General features: G+C 47.0%; 12 protein-coding genes and 1 riboswitch. Of the genes, 6 read left to right on the top strand and 6 right to left on the bottom strand.

Going from position 1 to position 16,704, the window contains the following annotated elements:
- Nucleotides 1-36 precede the first annotated feature (36 nt).
- The 3 genes from ORJ00_RS02755 (at nt 37) to ORJ00_RS02765 (ending at nt 5,219) form a co-directional block, all read left to right on the top strand.
- On the top strand, nt 37-777 hold the full coding sequence (locus ORJ00_RS02755; protein WP_305973232.1) for a substrate-binding periplasmic protein: 741 nt from the start codon (nt 37-39) through the stop codon (nt 775-777).
- A 78-nt stretch (nt 778-855) separates the two neighbouring features.
- Nucleotides 856-2,298, top strand: a complete 1,443-nt coding sequence (locus ORJ00_RS02760) for an FG-GAP repeat domain-containing protein (protein WP_306138918.1) — start codon at nt 856-858, stop codon at nt 2,296-2,298.
- Between the two features lie 158 nt (nt 2,299-2,456).
- Nucleotides 2,457-5,219 carry a reprolysin-like metallopeptidase gene (locus tag ORJ00_RS02765; protein ID WP_306138919.1) on the top strand — a complete coding sequence of 921 codons (2,763 nt, stop codon included), beginning with the start codon at nt 2,457-2,459 and terminating at the stop codon, nt 5,217-5,219.
- An 83-nt stretch (nt 5,220-5,302) separates the two neighbouring features.
- On the opposite strand, the gene ORJ00_RS02770 is transcribed toward ORJ00_RS02765, so the two are convergent.
- The gene (locus tag ORJ00_RS02770) at nt 5,303-8,476 is read right to left on the bottom strand and encodes an amidohydrolase family protein (RefSeq protein WP_306138920.1); all 3,174 of its coding nucleotides are present in this window, start codon (nt 8,474-8,476) and stop codon (nt 5,303-5,305) included.
- Between the two features lie 151 nt (nt 8,477-8,627).
- Between ORJ00_RS02770 and ORJ00_RS02775 the strand changes: the two genes are divergently transcribed.
- Together ORJ00_RS02775 and ORJ00_RS02780 are read left to right on the top strand one after the other, a co-directional pair.
- Nucleotides 8,628-8,873 carry a DUF1289 domain-containing protein gene (locus ORJ00_RS02775; RefSeq protein ID WP_306138921.1) on the top strand — a complete coding sequence of 82 codons (246 nt, stop codon included), beginning with the start codon at nt 8,628-8,630 and terminating at the stop codon, nt 8,871-8,873.
- Between the two features lie 206 nt (nt 8,874-9,079).
- Nucleotides 9,080-10,630, top strand: a complete 1,551-nt coding sequence (locus ORJ00_RS02780) for a cation:proton antiporter domain-containing protein (RefSeq protein ID WP_306138922.1) — start codon at nt 9,080-9,082, stop codon at nt 10,628-10,630.
- Between the two features lie 58 nt (nt 10,631-10,688).
- On the opposite strand, the gene ORJ00_RS02785 is transcribed toward ORJ00_RS02780, so the two are convergent.
- The 3 genes from ORJ00_RS02785 to glpK form a co-directional block, all read right to left on the bottom strand.
- A complete protein-coding gene (locus tag ORJ00_RS02785; protein ID WP_027671870.1) occupies nt 10,689-11,060 on the bottom strand; it encodes a DUF3718 domain-containing protein in 372 nt (123 codons plus the stop codon).
- Between the two features lie 116 nt (nt 11,061-11,176).
- Nucleotides 11,177-11,273, bottom strand: a riboswitch (cyclic di-GMP riboswitch).
- A gap of 84 nt (nt 11,274-11,357) precedes the next feature.
- Nucleotides 11,358-11,999 carry a pyroglutamyl-peptidase I family protein gene (locus ORJ00_RS02790; protein WP_051219924.1) on the bottom strand — a complete coding sequence of 214 codons (642 nt, stop codon included), beginning with the start codon at nt 11,997-11,999 and terminating at the stop codon, nt 11,358-11,360.
- A 94-nt stretch (nt 12,000-12,093) separates the two neighbouring features.
- Nucleotides 12,094-13,581 carry a glycerol kinase GlpK gene (gene glpK / locus ORJ00_RS02795; RefSeq protein ID WP_306126749.1) on the bottom strand — a complete coding sequence of 496 codons (1,488 nt, stop codon included), beginning with the start codon at nt 13,579-13,581 and terminating at the stop codon, nt 12,094-12,096.
- An 88-nt stretch (nt 13,582-13,669) separates the two neighbouring features.
- Here glpK and ORJ00_RS02800 point away from each other — a divergent pair, with 88 nt between their 5' ends.
- Entirely contained in the window at nt 13,670-14,011 is a 342-nt protein-coding gene (locus ORJ00_RS02800; protein ID WP_027671868.1) for a DUF1840 domain-containing protein, read from the top strand.
- A 38-nt stretch (nt 14,012-14,049) separates the two neighbouring features.
- Here ORJ00_RS02800 and ORJ00_RS02805 read toward each other — a convergent pair whose 3' ends face one another.
- Both ORJ00_RS02805 and ORJ00_RS02810 read right to left on the bottom strand, forming a co-directional pair.
- Nucleotides 14,050-15,387, bottom strand: coding sequence for a sensor histidine kinase (locus ORJ00_RS02805; protein ID WP_205623237.1), 1,338 nt, complete (start codon nt 15,385-15,387; stop codon nt 14,050-14,052).
- Complete coding sequence (locus tag ORJ00_RS02810) at nt 15,377-16,702, bottom strand: sigma-54-dependent transcriptional regulator (RefSeq protein ID WP_306138923.1); 1,326 nt, start codon at nt 16,700-16,702, stop codon at nt 15,377-15,379. Before ORJ00_RS02810 ends, ORJ00_RS02805 begins: the two co-directional genes overlap by 11 nt.
- Between the last annotated feature and the right edge of the window lie 2 nt (nt 16,703-16,704).

Raw genomic sequence — 16,704 nt, forward strand, 5'->3', positions numbered from 1 at the left:
AAATTGGTCCGCGTATTCTTTACTCTGCAGATTTTGATGAATGCTTGGCACGTTAATGCGCAACAAGATGTCGTACAACATGCATCTTGCCAACTTAGTGTGCGGGTTGAGTCAGAACAACAAAGTATTGCAGCGGGCTCACACAATAACAGCCAATTATCACAGCACTCTTATCAGCTACTTAGCGCATTGTTGGCAACACTGCCATGTCAAATGAACACGGTAGCATTACCGGCAGGGCGTGCGATTAAAATGCTAGAAGAGGGTTCTCTTGCGGTTATGATAGCCATGTCTGAAACTCCTGAACGCGCACAATATAGTTATTTTGTCGGACCACATCATATTGAACGGATGGTTGCAGTGGGGCGGCGGGATTTAGAGCATAGAGTAACCGACCTGTTTCAGCTGCTAAGCATGCGCGGGCTAATATCGGTTACTGAGGGCGCTTATTATGGCCCGCAGTGGCAACAACTTCTGCAGCAAGATGCGTTAATTGATCAACGGATATTCTATGCATCGGGTAATCAACAAAAACTGGCTATGTTGGCATCAGACCGGGTCATCGCCTCACTTGAAGATGAGGTTATAGTAGATGAGCTTTTACGCCAGGGCGATATGGCCAGTCGCTATGTGAAGTTGTTTGTACTGCACGAAAATCCGGTTTATTTTGCGTTTAGCCGCAATGCTATTTCTAAAGATATTTATCAGCAGTTGCAGCTAAATTGGCAACACATGCTCGACAGTGGTGAAGTAGACAAGATCAGGCAAAACCTTTAACCTGTTTAGTCATAAAGTGAACCAAAAGTGTTTACTACACGTTAATCAGTGTTAATTTTGCAAAGGATGTGTCTGCTTGTGAAGTCAGTTATCCCCTTGTTTTTACTAATGCTTGCAGCCCCTATTAATGCAGCAGACACTGAACTCAAAAAAATTAGCCTACCACATCCCCCAAACGGTGACATATTGCTGCTGCCTGAGCGAAAGCAGTTACTGGTATCCGGCTACAGTCAATTTTCCCGCTGGCTAAGTCAGGTTAATTTAACCGATTACAGCAGCCGTTTATTACCTGTACCAGAGACGGCGCAATTTTTTTCTAAGGCATTATTAGCAGGAGAAAGCCAATCACAACTGATATTTCTAGGCTTAAAAGGGATTAGCCGCTTGTCAGAAGATGCCAGTCATGCTCAGTTATTGGTTGCTTCTGAATCCATCTACCGCGTGCTGGACAAAAACCGGCTGCGAAGTGCCGACTTTGTTGTTGAACTGGGTTCCGGCTTAAGTGATTTTCTTGTCTCAGACTTTCAGCAGACCCATTTGTATCGGCAACAACAGGATGGCAGTTTTAAACATTATGCCTTGCAGATCCCCGCTTTGGTACAAAGCTGGAGAGATAGCCCAGATTACACACCACGAAAACATTATATTGTTGATGTTAATCAGGACTCCCGAAGTGATCTGGTATTTGTCTCGCAAGGTAAATTTCAGCTTTTCCTGCAACAGCCAGATGGCAGCTTTTCTACAGAACCACTACAAATGAGTTGGCCTGTGTCCTTGTCCACAGAGGAAGAGGCTGACCAGCGAAATGATGCGGGACGCAGCTACAATGGTCAAAATATTGATACTTTGCGCGATATTACCGATATCGACGGCGATGGCATACCGGATTTGGTAATTAACCGCGAGCAACTGGCCGATGCATTGGAACGTAACAATAGTTTTCGTATTCATTTCGGTGTTAAATCTGAAACTGGCCTGATTTTTAACGCAGAGCCAGATACGTTTATTACCACAGAGACATCGCCAATAGATGTCGTCATCGATGATATCAATAATGATGGCCGCAAAGATTTTTATATTCCAAGCACAGATTTTGGCTTAGGTACCATTATCCGTGTGCTGCTGCGGGGCAGTGCTAATTTAGATATTGATTTTTACTTGCTGAATGCACAGCGGCAGTACCCAGAAAAAGCCGATTTTCGTCAGCAAGCTACCATCGATGTCAGTATTAGTAATTTTCGCTATGATATGCCGCTATTTTTAGTCGCAGACACTCAAGGTAGCGGCCAGAAGTCATTACTGGTAGGTGATGGCGGGGATGAGCTGCGCATATACCAGCATGAAGATAAGCGGTTATTTAGCAGGCGCAGTGAACGCATTAAACTAAACCTGCCAAGGGATGCGCGTAAAGCGCGGCTGTTTGATTTAACCGGTAATGGTAAAGACGATCTGGTGTTACCGTTTGACAGCTTGGAAGACGAACAGCAGCGAAACCAATTATTGTTGCTACTTAATCCGTAAATACGTTTTTTTAAACGATATTCCTGGTTGAGATTTAGCTAACAAGACAATGTGAAATGTTGGCTACATAATGACATGTAGTTGTTGTTATTATGTTTACAGTACCGGTTTTAACTGCTAGCTTAATCGCAACAATATTTTATTGAAGGCGATTTCATGTGAGAGTTTTCAAGGGTTTACCAACATTACTGGCGCTGTCTGTTGGCCTGGTTTTACTTCAAAGTGCGCCTGTTAGCGCAGCCGGGACACAAGCACAAAGTTTACCCAAAGCATTACAGAATATCCCCATATCGGCTATTAGCCGGTTTGACCTTGGTGAGCAAAAAGGCGGGCACGGGCAATATAGTGCTGATAATTCGCTACTAGTAACAACGCTGGACAAGAGTGTAATGCAACTTAGCCTGCCGCAGGCGGGTGGCAAGCTCGATGTTAAAATTAAGCATAGTATCAGGCACGACAACGGTGATGTCACCGTATCCGGGGTGGTGCAGCTTAATGGTAAGCCACATAAGGTTATACTGACACAAGGTAAAACCGGCGCTATAGGTGAAATTGTCGGTGTATCAGGCCATAGCATGGTATTGCAGCAAGGAAATCAGGTCTATCTGGTTAACTTGAGCCAGGCTGGCCTGGCAGCGCCATCTTATGAAAATGATGTGGTGATGCCTGAGCTACATTTTGCCGCGACCACATCAAAGCAATCCCATCCTGCAACGACGCAGTATGATGCACAAAGCAGCTTTACCATTGTCGACATTATGATGCTGTATGCCAGTGAAGTGTTAGAGCAATACCCTGACGGGCTGGCCGATACGCTAATGAATCTGTTGGTTGCGAAGGCAAATCAGTCTTTTGTTGACAGTGGTATCGACGTACAGTTGCGCTTGGTACACAGTCAGTTTGTAAACTATAACCAGCCGTCAAATTTTACTGCGCTGGATGATTTACGTTTTGCCCTGGATGGTAATAACGCCACGCAACCGGATAGCAGCTTGAATAATGTCGCCGCTTTGCGTGAGCAATACGGCGCCGACATTGTGTCAATGATTAGGCTACATGAGTTAAATGAGCGAGGCGTGTGCGGTGTGGCTTATTTTCCGCAATCTGTGCCCGATGTTCTTATTAATATTAGTAACGTAGGTATTAGTGGTGGCTCAAATTGTTTAGACACCTTTACGCATGAAATTGGCCATAATTTTGGTGCAGGTCATCAATATAGAAACGGTGAAAGTGTCGGGGCATTACCTGCTGCCGGTGCTTTGATTGTAACGGGTAAATTTAATACAGTTATGAGTTCAATTGGTACTGGCGATATTAACCGTAATTATGGATTACCCCGGTTTTCAAACCCGAGATTAAATTGTGCAGCCATCGCATGCGGTGATATTGAGCAAGCAGACAATGCGTCAGCAGTAAACTTTTTTGCTGCAACCAATGCAGGATTACGTGCTGCAGTATCCAACGCTGTGGTTAATATCCCGCCACCAAGCGATCCGGATACTGATGGCGATGGTGTTACAGACTTATATGATGCATACCCCTTTGATGTAACAGAGACCGATGATTCGGACAACGATGGTGTTGGTGATAATGCCGACGTGTTTCCAAATGATGCCTCAGAATGGGCCGACTTCGACAACGACGGTATTGGCAATAATGCTGATCCGGACGATGACAATGACGGTGTGCCAGATGTGTCAGACGATCTTCCATTTGATGCAACGGCTTCAACAGACTCTGATGGCGATGGTGTTGGAGACAATAGTGATCAGCTACCGTTTAATGTTCAGGATACGGCTGACACAGACGGTGATGGTGTAGGCAATCGTTTCGATTATGATAACGACAATGACGGTGTGGACGATTTTGACCGCCGTGCTGATGGTATGCAGCAACTTATTGTTGTCAATGCGGGTAGTGGTAGTATTCAGTTGTTTAGTTTACCTGAAGGCGGCTTTGAAGATACGTTGTATCAGGCGCCTGCTGGTGGCATTACTTTCCGTTCCGATCTGGTTGATCTAGGTGCGGGGCAGTTAGCTTTTGTCCAGTTTAGTGATGTGCTTAGGCTTAACCGGCATACCAAAGAAGTTGATACTTTAATACCGCGGTTTGAGCTAAGTAGTAATTTTGCTGCTCACTTGGTAAAAACCGGTGAGACACAAACGCAAAGCCGACTGTACGTATCAAATGGTCTGGCACCGTCGTATATCAATGTATTTCAGTTTGGTAACAGCGCTACGTCTTCTGTTCAACTGCTCTCTAACAGCACCAATATTTATCGTGATACCTTGGCATTAACGGACAGTCATAACCTGTTAGTTCAGCGCGATACTAACCAGCTACTACGTTACTCAGTGACTACGACTAACAATCAATCAACGGTTTGGGCGCAGGGTGTTGGTTTAGATAAGCCTGAGCATTTGGCAAAAATGGCGGATGGTAGTATTTTGGTGACAAATGCAGGTAGTCGAAATGTCACGCGTTTTAGTGCATCTGGCCAATATAGCGGGGAATTTATCAGTGCAGGTAGCGGTGGCCTCGGTATGCCGGGTTGTATCGCAGTGGATAACGCCGGTGATGTTTATCTGTGCAGTTCAGACACCAACCAGATATTGAAATACAGCGGTAGCAATGGTGCGCCGATAGGCGTGGTTGCCTCAGCTGAAAGTGCCGGTGTAAATAATCCGGTGTCAATTGCCATTGTGGGTGCGTTGTTAGATTTGGCACCATTTGATGCGTCTAATGATACCGATGGTGACGGTGTGGGAAATAAGCAAGATGCATTCCCTCTGGACGCGACGCGCTCTGCGCCAGAAGTGCAACCCGAACCGACAGAGCCTGAAGGCGGTGGAGGCAGCCTGTTTTATCTGTTACCGGCTTTGATGTTATTAGCCTGGCGTCGGATCAGAGTGGTTAACTAACAGAGACAAAAGCTGCAATGCATTACACCGCGGCTAGCTGATAAAAAGCCCATCATCCGATGGGCCTTTTTATCATAGGTTGTTTATCGTGGCTCAAACTCAAAAGGTGCGCGTTTGCGCTCACGCAGACCGATTTCGTTTAAGGTATTGGCATCAAATAAACGGCCGTTCACCATGGTATGGCTAACGCGGTCACTCAAACGGATATCTTCAAGCGGATTACCATCGATAACGATTAAATCAGCCAGTTTACCAGCCTCCAGGGAACCCAACTGATGATCCATGCCAAACGTTTTGGCTGGATTAATGGTGGCGGTTTTCAACGCTTCCAGCGGGCTCATTCCACCCTGAGCAAACATCCACATCTCCCAATGGGCGCCTAAACCTTCGCGTTGGCCATGTGCACCAATATTGGCGACTACACCAATATCGCTTAGTTCTTTAGCCGTTTTTACTACGGCGAAATGGTTGTAGTGGTTATCAGGTGCTTTGGGGCGGCGCATGCTACGAGGGGCCAGCTCATACATTGGTACATAAGTGCGTAGTTTCGGATGTTTCCATACTTCGGTTTTGTCGTACCAGTAGTTCTCGCCCCAAATACCCCCATAGGCCACCACGAGTGTTGGCGTGTAGGCTGTTTTGCTGGCTTGCCAAAGTTGTTTTACATCGTCGTACACCTTAGCAGCAGGCAGAGCATGCTCAATTGTCGTATGGCCATCAACAATCATAGTAAGGTTATGCTGCATTAACGAGCCGCCTTCCGGCACCACCATCATATTAAGCTCGCGTGCGGCCTGTATTACCTGTTGCCGCTGGTTGCGTCTTGGCTGGTTATAACTTTTAACACTAAAGGCGCCGGCTTTTTGTAAACGCTCTAAATGAAACTTAGCGTCGTCAAGACTATCAATGTGCGATGTGTACCCTGCACCTTCAGCGCCATATAAAATAGTGCCGGTTGAGAAAATACGTGGCCCAACAATACGCCCGGTCTGCTGCATTTCACTGGCAGCAAACACTTCGCGGGTGTCATTTGACGGGTCGTGAATCGCAGTAACACCAAAGGCTAACGAGGCATAATTTTGCCAATTTTGTTGAGGTGTAATTTGATTGGTACCCTGACTGCCGTGGGCATGAGCGTCAAATAAGCCAGGCATTATCGTTTTACCGCTAATATCAAACACCTTAGCGTTAGTTGGCACTTTAACGTTTTCACGCGTACCAACGGCCTTAATTTTATTGTTTTCAACCAGCACTACGCCATCTTGTATCACCTCGTCGCCATTCATGGTAATCACCTGACCACCAACAAAAGCCACGGTGCCACGCGGTATGTCAGCCGGTACCGTAATACCAAGATTGATACCATTTTTGGCAGCGAAATCAGTTTGCTCACTAAAATCGAACAGGCCTTCAATGCTGGCATGGTAAAGTTCAGGGCCAAGGCTCCAATACAGGTTTCTGCTATTGCCGCTCCAGCTAATAAATTCCCCGGCACGCACTGAGAGTTGTTTCACTGGAAATTGTTTATCGTTACCGCTGATATCTATTGCACTGCCGCGCTCAGTAAATGGCGTAACAAATACTTTAAACCGGTCGGCAAAGGCCAGGTATTTACCGTCGGGAGAGAGGATAAACTCGGTGCCAAATTTTGCCGTGTATAGTGTCTGTTGTGTCTGTTTGTTAAGGTCGATACGGATAAGACTGGGCATTTTGTCATAATCCATGGCATACACCGCGTCATTGTCTGCGCCAAACATGGGGTTACGCCCATTGGCGCTAATAAGCTCGGGAGTACCACCTTTGCTGCTGATTTTGTACAAACCAGTTTTGAGTGACCACTGCTTTGGTAACAGGCTGCCTGCGCCTGTTTTACGATAGATCACTGTTTTGCCGTCCGGGCTAAATACAGGCTCAACGTATTTACCAGGTTCATCAGTTAACTTGGTTATACGGCCATTACGCAGGTTTAACGTGTTTACCGCGCCTTGCTTATTGTCATTCCAACTGACATAAACCAGTTGCTTGCCGTCACGGGAAAATTGCGGATAAAACTCAAAATCAGTGCTTTGTTTGGTCAAACGCTTGGGTTTAGGATCGTTGACATCGGTAATATAGAGATGGCCAAGTGCGGTAAATACCGCTTGCTCACCGTCTGGCGATACTTTTAAAAAGCGCAGCATTTTTGTCTCAACCTGCTCTTTGTCAATATCTTGTTTTACGCGCACGGCCGTCTGAATTTGCTTACTGGTTTGTACATTAAACGCGATGGTTTTAACGGCTTTGTCAGCTACGTTTAGCTGTTTAATGTCGCCACCGGCCCAGAACAACAGTGATGCGTTATCTGGCGTCCAACTAAGGGTGGGGTAAACACCATGAATCGCCCAGGTTTCTTGCATATCCCGGTCTAAGCCGTCATACAATTTTATATGTTCGCCGCTGGTTAAATCATATAAAAAAAGCGTACTTTGAAAATCTACCCGGCGAATATATGCCAAATACTTACCGTCAGGTGAGGGCGTTGGACGAATAGCGCCTCCGGCACCTTCTAACACGACATCCCATTCGCCAGTTGCTCGTTCGAAGCGTTTTATTTTATAGATGCCGCTTTCAGAGTCTTTACTGTAGTGAAAGGTTTTACCTGGCGTATCGTCTTGTGAAAAATATATGTATTTACCGTCGGGAGAAAATGCTGGCTCACCTAAATCTTTTTGATCATTTGGCCGGCCTGTTAACATAATGCCGCTGCCACCGGTTTTGTGGTACTGCCAAATTTCACCAGCACCTAGTGATCGGCTGGCAGTAAAGTGCTTACGGGCGACAATAAATTCACCATCTGGGCTCCACGCTGGGCTGTTGAGCAAGCGAAACGTTTCATTGGTAATAGCGCGAGGCGAAGAGCCATCGGCATTCATCAGCCAAATATTGTCACCGCCACCTTCATCACTGGTATAAGCAATATATTTACCATCGGGGCTAAAAACGGGCTGCATCTGCCAACCAATATCTGCCGTCAGTAAAGTTGCATCGCCGCCCGAAATGGGCATAGTGTAAATATCGCCTAGTAAATCAAATGCTATGGTTTTACCATCCGGGCTGACATTAATGTTCATCCAGCTGCCTTGGGATACCTTAATGTTGACTGTTTCAAATTGTCCTTGTGGCGCATTAACATCCCAGGTTGCGGCTGGTTCAGTTTCTGCCTGTAGCACAAAACTGCTAACAGCCAGTGCAAGTAAAGAAGGAGTGAAGCGTTTCATAGGGCGGTTCCTGTATAGTCTTAAGCTATTTATTATCATCGTTAGTATGCTGCTTTTGCAGAGTGACACAAACTGACAATAGAGTTAAGTCATTCAGATGGCGCTTGCGGTAGAATTCTCGCCAGAGCCGATAAATTTAGGAGTGTGGTCTTTGATTGAATCACCATGTGTCGCCTGTTGCCGTTTAAACAGTGAAAAAGTGTGTGTTGGCTGTTATCGCCATATTAGTGAAATAGTGGATTGGAATAGACGGACAGATGAAGAAAATTCCGCTATATTACAAAAGGTTGCTATAAGAATGCATGAGGCCACCAGCCAAAATTTACCTGACACGGAAACCAGCCCTATTACTCAGGCTGAATGGCAGGCGGCTAAAACCGCTGCACGTGTAAAGTAAGGAAGTATAATGCCAGACTGGCAAACCATTATTTCAATTGCCCGGCTGGGCAGGTCAGAGCTGCTCACCGCGCAATTATGGGCTGTTTGGCCGTCGCAAGGATGATACGCTGGCAGAAGGTCGTGCAGATATTGATGACCCACATTAATAAAGTTTAATTATTTTCAGATACCATATAAAGACAATGGTGCAATTAGGGATTACGAATGCTTGAAGCTGTCTGGATAGGGTTTGCGTTTTCATTAGGCCTTTTGGTTCGCGCTATCGGTTTACCGCCGTTGATAGGATACTTATTGGCTGGTTTTGTGATTTCAGCAACTGCCAGCCAAATGAGCCTGCCATCCGAAGGCCCTTCTATTATTCATCATGTCGCTCATTTAGGCGTTCTGCTGCTACTGTTTACCGTTGGCTTAAAACTCAATGTCCGCAGCCTGGCAAAAGCAGAAGTTCTGGGTGGAGGAAGTTTACATTTTGGCCTATCTATTCTGTTAACCCTGCCTGCAGTACTGTTTATTTTCGATGTTAGCTGGTACCAGGCGCTTATGCTGGCAATTGCTCTGGCTTTTTCCAGTACAGTGCTGGCAGCCAAGGTACTGGAAAGTAAACGTGAGCTGCGGGCTTTTCATGGCAGGGTGGCAATAGGTATTCTGATTGTACAGGACTTGCTGGCGCTTTTAGTAATGAGCGTGGCCAGCGGCACTGTACCATCTCCGTGGGCATTACTGGTATTTTGCTTACCGTTACTGCGGCCGTTACTCTATAAGTTGCTTGACGCCAGTGGCCACGAAGACTTACTTATCCTGTTTGGCCTATTGCTGGCCTTGGTTGCTGGCGGGCAGGGGTTTGAACTGGTTGGGCTGAGCTCAGAACTGGGTGCATTGGTATTTGGTGCAATGCTGGCGAAACATCCTCGCGCGGGCGAGTTATCAAAGTCGTTGTGGAGCATTAAAGAGTTTTTCCTGGTTGGTTTCTTTTTACAGATTGGCATAGATGGCTTGCCAGATGCCAATGCCTGGTTATTTGCCGGTGTAATGACTCTGCTCCTGCCGGTTAAAGCGCTGTTGTTTTTCTTACTATTAGTGTTATTTAAACTCAGAGCGCGTAGTGCATTTTTAACCAGCCTGAGCCTAACCAACTACAGTGAGTTTGGTCTTATCGTTGCCAGTGTGGTGTTGCCTGAGTGGCTGGTACCACTGGCGTTAACCGTGGCGATATCTTTTGTGATCTCAGCGCCGTTAAATCGCTTAGCGCATCCGCTTTATGATCGCCTGTGTAACCGGCTGCTGAAATTTGAGCGCAATATTCATCATCCGGATGAGCAACCAGTGTCATTGGGTGATGCTGATGTACTCATTATGGGTATGGGACGCACGGGCAGTGCTGCCTATAGTTATTTGCAAGGCAATCGAAAGATTATTGCGATGGATTCGGACCCCGCTAAAGTTTTTGATCATCAGCAACAGGGTATTAATATTTTTTATGCTGATGCTGAAGATCAGGTTTTCTGGCAAGGGCTGGACTATGGCAAGGTTGAGGCCGTTATTCTCAGCATGAACGACGTAGAAGCAAAAGTGATTGCTGCGAAAAAGTTACGTGCTTCTGGTTTTAAAGGCTTTATTGTCTCGCACAGTATGCACAATGACGAAGCGCGCGATATTATTGGTGCTGGTGCAGATCAAACGTATTTAACGATGTCAGAAGCAGGTGTGGGTATTGCTGAACACGTTAAACAGCATTGTTTTACGGCAAAGGTTTAACACAGCAGAAAAAACAAGGCGCCTTATAGGCGCCTTGTTTATTTAATCATTTGCTAGCTTAACTTGCGCTGCGCTCTTGGATGGCCGCGATGATTGGAGATGAACCAAAGCCATTGCTGTTTGCCCATTCGATATCGCCTGATGCCGCAACCTGGCTACCTGGTAACTGGCTGATAATGAAGTTTGCTGCATCAGCGGCGTTGTGTTTAATGGCGTGGCGAACTAACGGTAAACCGTCACATACGATACCATCGTATACATTACGTAAACGTAAACGGTTGTCAGTCAAGGTTTTACGCAAGTTGTTTTTGCTATCGGCAGCCACGTATGAACAAATTGATATTGCCAATTGATCATTCGCTTTTACAGGCGCGCTAATGAATGCGGTTGCAGCAATAACAGTGGCTAAAATAAGTAATTTGGCTTTCATAGTCGTGCTCCGAAATAAGTTATTTCACAATCATAAGTGTCACAGATTTACTATCTGAGGTGTTCATCACGAAAGGACATACAGCATGTCGAGCAGATAAATAACATCGCACTTGCGATGGCAGCCCAGCTATCGTAGATGCCAATTTATTGGCAACCCTTAGACCTGAAGCTTTGCGTGTACACCCTTTCGGATGACTTGCCTTTCGAGTGGGGCATTTTAATTAACGCTTTTTTTTTATGCAAGCTTAATTTTGAGTAAAGTGAAAACTTTATTAAATTTAGCTATTTAGACCTGTTAGCTGGTTGAACGCAGCATATTGTCACTGTGCGCCAAGCAGACATCTGCAGCCAGCTTTACCGCATTTAGGATCACGTCGATACTAATGCTGGCTGTGCCTGGCTGCAGGCAGGCCTGTTGCGGCAACAATGGAAATTGCAGTAAGCCGCCATGTAGGCTGATATTCTGATGTTTAATATAATGCATTAAACCATAGAACAAATGATTAGCGACAAAGGTCCCTGCATTGTAAGACAGTTGAACAGGCAGATTATTGCTGCGTAGTTTATCGGTAATGGCATTAACCGGCAGATTACTGAAATAAGCCGCCGGGCCATGTTGCGCGGTGAGAGTATCGCGTGGTTGTTGATTAATATTGTCGTTTTGTTTGGCGTCATTGATATTTAATGCAACCTTCTCAACACGAATATCTACCTGGCTACTGCACTGGCTTAACAACATTAAATGGCTGGGTTTGTGCTGATTAATAAGCTGCTCAAGCACGGTAAGACTGTCTTTAAACGCGCAGGGTAGCCGTTCTACCTGCAGCTGACACTCTGCATCAGCCTGATAATCTGTCAGACAGCGTAGCTGATGATAAAGCGCGATAGGGCTATCTGGCCCCACACTATCAACAACAGCAATCAGTACGTTACGCATTTAATTGCACTCCTTTACTTGTCAATGCTATGCATACTATAGCATTTAGCATTTAGCATTTAGCATTTAGCATTTAGCATTTAGCACTTAACGGTTAAAGTTCTAGCGCGATAAGCGCTTTGCAGGCTCTTTGCCAGCGCTGATACAGTGCTTGTGCGCTATCTGCGGGCAAAACCGGCTGAAATTGCTCGCCACTTTGCCAGATTCGGTTTATATCGGTGAGGTTATTAACATATCCCAGTTGAAGTGCCGCCAGAAAAGCCGCGCCCAACGCTGTTGTATCAGTAGTATGGCAGCGGGTTATCGGCGTTTGGCTCAAATCTGCCAGCGCTTGCAAGTACCAGCGGTTTGCGGTCATACCGCCATCTACACGCAGGCTGTCAACCCGAACACCGTCCTTTAACATGGCACTGAGTAAATCCCGACTCTGGTATGCCACACTACAAAGTGCTGCTGTAGCAAGCTCGGCACGGCCAGTATCGCGGGTCATACCAAATAACGCGGCGTTAATTTCAGGCCGCCAGTACGGGGTGCCAAGGCCGGTAAAGGCGGGGATTAGTAGTTCAGTTTGCTGGTAGCTACTTTGCTGAGCCAGCGCTTCAGTGTCACTGGCCTGTTGGATAATACCGAGTTTATCCCGCAGCCACTGCACAGTCGCGCCGGCCATAAAAATACTGCCCTCCAGCGCGTAGGTGCTTTGCCCTTCTAGCCGCCAGGCTAAAGTGCTTAGCAATTTATGCTGGCTGAGCATTACTGTGGCGCCGGTATTCACTACGGCAAAGCAGCCTGTGCCATAGGTGCTTTTGCTCATACCGGGGGAGATACAAGCCTGACCTAACAGGGCCGCTTGCTGATCGCCAATCATACTCAGAATGGGAATGTTAGCGCCAAGAATATGCAGGTCTGTAATGCCAAAATGTGCAGCATTATCCATTACCTGGGGCAATATAGCGGCCGGAATATCAAACAGTTGTAACAGCTCATCGTCCCAGCGTTGACTGTTGATATTAAACAGCAGAGTACGACTGGCATTGCTGGCGTCTGTGGCATGCACCTTACCACCGGTCAGTTGCCATAACAGATAACAATCAACCGTGCCAAAGCACAGTTCACCTGCCTCGGCCAGTGCCCGGGCGCCGGGTATATTATCTAATAGCCAGCCAAGTTTAGTGGCAGAAAAATACGGATCGGCCAACAGCCCGGTTTTTTGCTGCAGTATCGGCTCACAGCCGGTGTCTTTTAATTGCTGACACTGCTTAGCGGTGCGTCTGTCTTGCCAGACAATAGCCGGATACAGCGTTTTACCGCTTGCTTTGTGCCACAGCAACGTGGTTTCGCGCTGGTTAGTTATGCCAATAGCGGCAATATCGGTGGGTTTAAGCGCGAGTTGTTGCAGCGCCTGCTTAATGCAACCCAGTACACTTTGCCAGATATGATGCGGGTTTTGTTCAACCCAACCTGGCTCGGGGTAGCTTAGTGGCAGCTCTTGCTGCGCGGTGGTAAGGGCTTGCAACGCCGAATTATAAATAATGGCGCGGCTGGAGGTGGTCCCTTGATCAATCGCAAGAATATATTTCGACATGGCGCAAGCTTTTAGCGTTATGCTTAAGTAATTGTGCAGCCTAGCAGTAAATGCGCAGGCTGCCTACGGCAAACCGCAGGAGAAAATGATGATAGTGACATTTAAATCCAAAGCAAGTGGCGATCTAATTTACTTTAAAGACGCCGCTTTGCGCCTATTGCAGCTGATGGGCCGCGATAACAAAGTTCCTTCGGCGCTTTACGCTGAGGATGTATCTGCAGCCTTGACGGCATTGCAACAGGGGCTGGCCGCAATTGCCGAAGCTGAGCGCGTTAAGGCAGAACAAACTAAAGCAGAACAGGGCTGGGATGAACCGGCTGATAACGAGCAAAACAGCAAAGCGCACATTAGCTTAAATACCCGCGCGCTGCCACTACTGGAGATGTTGCAAAAAGCGCATAAAAAACAGTGTCCGGTATCCTGGGAATAACCTGTACCCTGGAAATAACCTGAACTCTGGTAGTCGTGCTAAGTAGTCTGGCGCGGCTGATGCTTAGGCAATAACAAGGTAACTTCCAGGCCACCTGCGTAATTACGCAGGCTAATATGGCCGCCATGGGCTTCAATAATGTCACGGCATAAGGTTAGCCCTATACCTGAGCCGCCACTTTTACTGGTGTAGAAGGGAACCAATGCGTGTTGCAGGGTTTCATCGCTCATACCACCGCCACCGTCCTGAACTACCAACAATAACGTGTCAGGTTGTTCAACCAGTTTTAATGTGATTTGCGCTGCAGCAGAGCCGGACTCATGGGCATTTTTCAACAGATTTAACAGCAATTGTGTTAGTTGTTGAACATCTGCCAGCCAGTCTGTGGCAGGCAAGTCATCGACTAACTCAAACTCGTATTGATCCTGCAGCTGGTTAATAAGTCTGGGCCAATTCACTACACCGGGTTGAGGCGGTGGTAGCTTGGCAAACTGAATATAGGCTTGAACAAACTGGTTCAGGTGCAGGCAACGTTCGCTTATTGTGTCAAATAGCTGGCTTAGTTGCGCATGCTGTTGCTGCTGTGCCAGTTGGCCGCCAGAAAATGCCAGTGATGACAGCGGGGCTAAGGTATTGTTCAGCTCATGACCAATAACCCGCAGCAGTTTTTTCCAGGCGCTAAGCTCTTCACGCTGAATTTCACGGGTTAGCGGTTTTAACAGATATAAATGGTGCTGTTTCTGATTCAACGTAAACTGGCTTATTGCCAAGTGCCATATACTGTTGTCCGCCAGATGCAGCAAACCGGGTTGCAAACTGGCAACAGCCTTAACCAGTGCTGGCACCGGGGCAATAAGGTCTTCCAGTTTATGGCCATTTAGTGCTTTACCCATATTGAGCAGCTGCCGCGCGGCAGGGTTACTCATTAGCACAGTGTTATTGGCATCGGTTAGTAGCATCGCCGTTGGGCTGCTTTGTAATACGGTATCCAGCAATAACTCACGCTGGTAAAGCGTGGCCCGCTCACTGCTAAGTTGAGCCGACATATTTGCTAAGCTGGTGGCAAGCTCAGACAACTGATGTATCTTCGTTTGGTTTGCATTGGTGTTAAAACTACCATCCTGCAGGTTTTGCGCGTGCAGGTTAAGCGCGGCAATTTCTTGCAGCAAGGGCTTCATTGCATAATGTTGCAGTATTGCCAGCACTATGCCCGTACTGCATATCGCTGCGGTTATCAGGCTGTTGGCACCAAAGGCACTAAACTGCACAGCTAGTGCAATTAAGGTGAGTAATAAACAAAGCAAATTGAGCGAACTTGCGCTGTCTGGTCGTCGCCAAAAGTGCGATGCTAAAGAAGGTGAGTGTTTAGGGCGCATCAATGCCGTAAAACTCCATTCGTCTATACAATGCCTGACGACTGATACCAAGCTGTTTAGCGGCCCGTGATACTACGCCACCTGCTTGTAGCAAGGCTTGCTGCAATTGTTCGCAGTCAATATCATCCAGCGCTCTTTTTGCCGCTGTTGTTACTTCGGCCAGCCCCAAATCCTGGCTGTGTATTTCATTACCGTTGGTTAACAACAAGGCACGCTGACAGACATTTTGCAGCTCGCGAACATTACCAGGCCAACTATAACGTCGTAGCAGTTGCTCTGCTGCTGGGCTTAACGTCTTTTTGCCAGCAAGAAAATACCGTGCCAGAGGCAATATATCGTCTGGCCGCTGCGCCAGTGCTGGCAGTTCAAGCTGTACAACATTGATACGGTAGTATAAATCCTGGCGAAAGGTGCCAGAGGCAATTGCAGCTGTTAAGTCACTGTTGGTGGCACTTATCAGCCGTACATCCACCTTGCGGGTAACACTGGAACCCAGCCGTTCAAACTCACCGGTTTGCAGAACCCGCAATAATTTGGCCTGCCCAGCCAATGATAAGGTGCCAATTTCATCTAAAAACAGGGTGCCGCCATCAGCCGCTTCAAAGCGTCCAATGCGGTTTTTTTGCGCGCCACTATAAGCACCGGCTTCGGCACCAAATAGCTCCACCTCCATCAAATCAGCGGGTAAGGCACCCATGTTTACTTTTATAAACGCGTTATTTCTACGCGGTGAATTGGCATGTAGTACGTTGGCAATGCCTTCTTTACCGGCGCCATTGGGGCCGGTTATCAATACGGCTGCGTTTGCGGGCGCCAATTGCAAAGCCATTTGTAGTAACTGTTGCATTTGCTCGCTGGCAAACACCAAACCACACAAATTTTTATCAGCAAAGACGGCGCTGCGTGCTTGCTCGGTGCGTTGTTGCTGTGCGGTTAGCTGCTTTAATTTTAATGCATTGGCCACGGTAAGCAGCAGACGTGCGTCATCCCAGGGCTTTGCAATGTAATCGGTTGCACCGGCTTTAACCAGTTCAACCACCATTTCCAGCTGTGTCCATGCGGTCATTAGTACCACCGGAATTGCGGGGTATTGCTTGCGTAACTGATAAAACAGGGTTTGCCCTTGTGCCCCTTGCATTTGTCCAGCGCTGAAGTTCATATCCTGCAAGATAAGGTCGATATCGTGATCTGCAAGGCATTGCCAGGCTTGCTCGGGCGAGGTAGCGAAAAGTACCTGGTAACCCTGCAATCCAAACAGCGTTTGCAGGGCATGACAGATTGGCTGATTGTCATCAATAACCAATAATTTCAGCATAG

Origin of the sequence: Rheinheimera baltica, from assembly GCF_030731985.1 — a bacterium.
GTDB lineage: Bacteria > Pseudomonadota > Gammaproteobacteria > Enterobacterales > Alteromonadaceae > Alishewanella > Alishewanella baltica.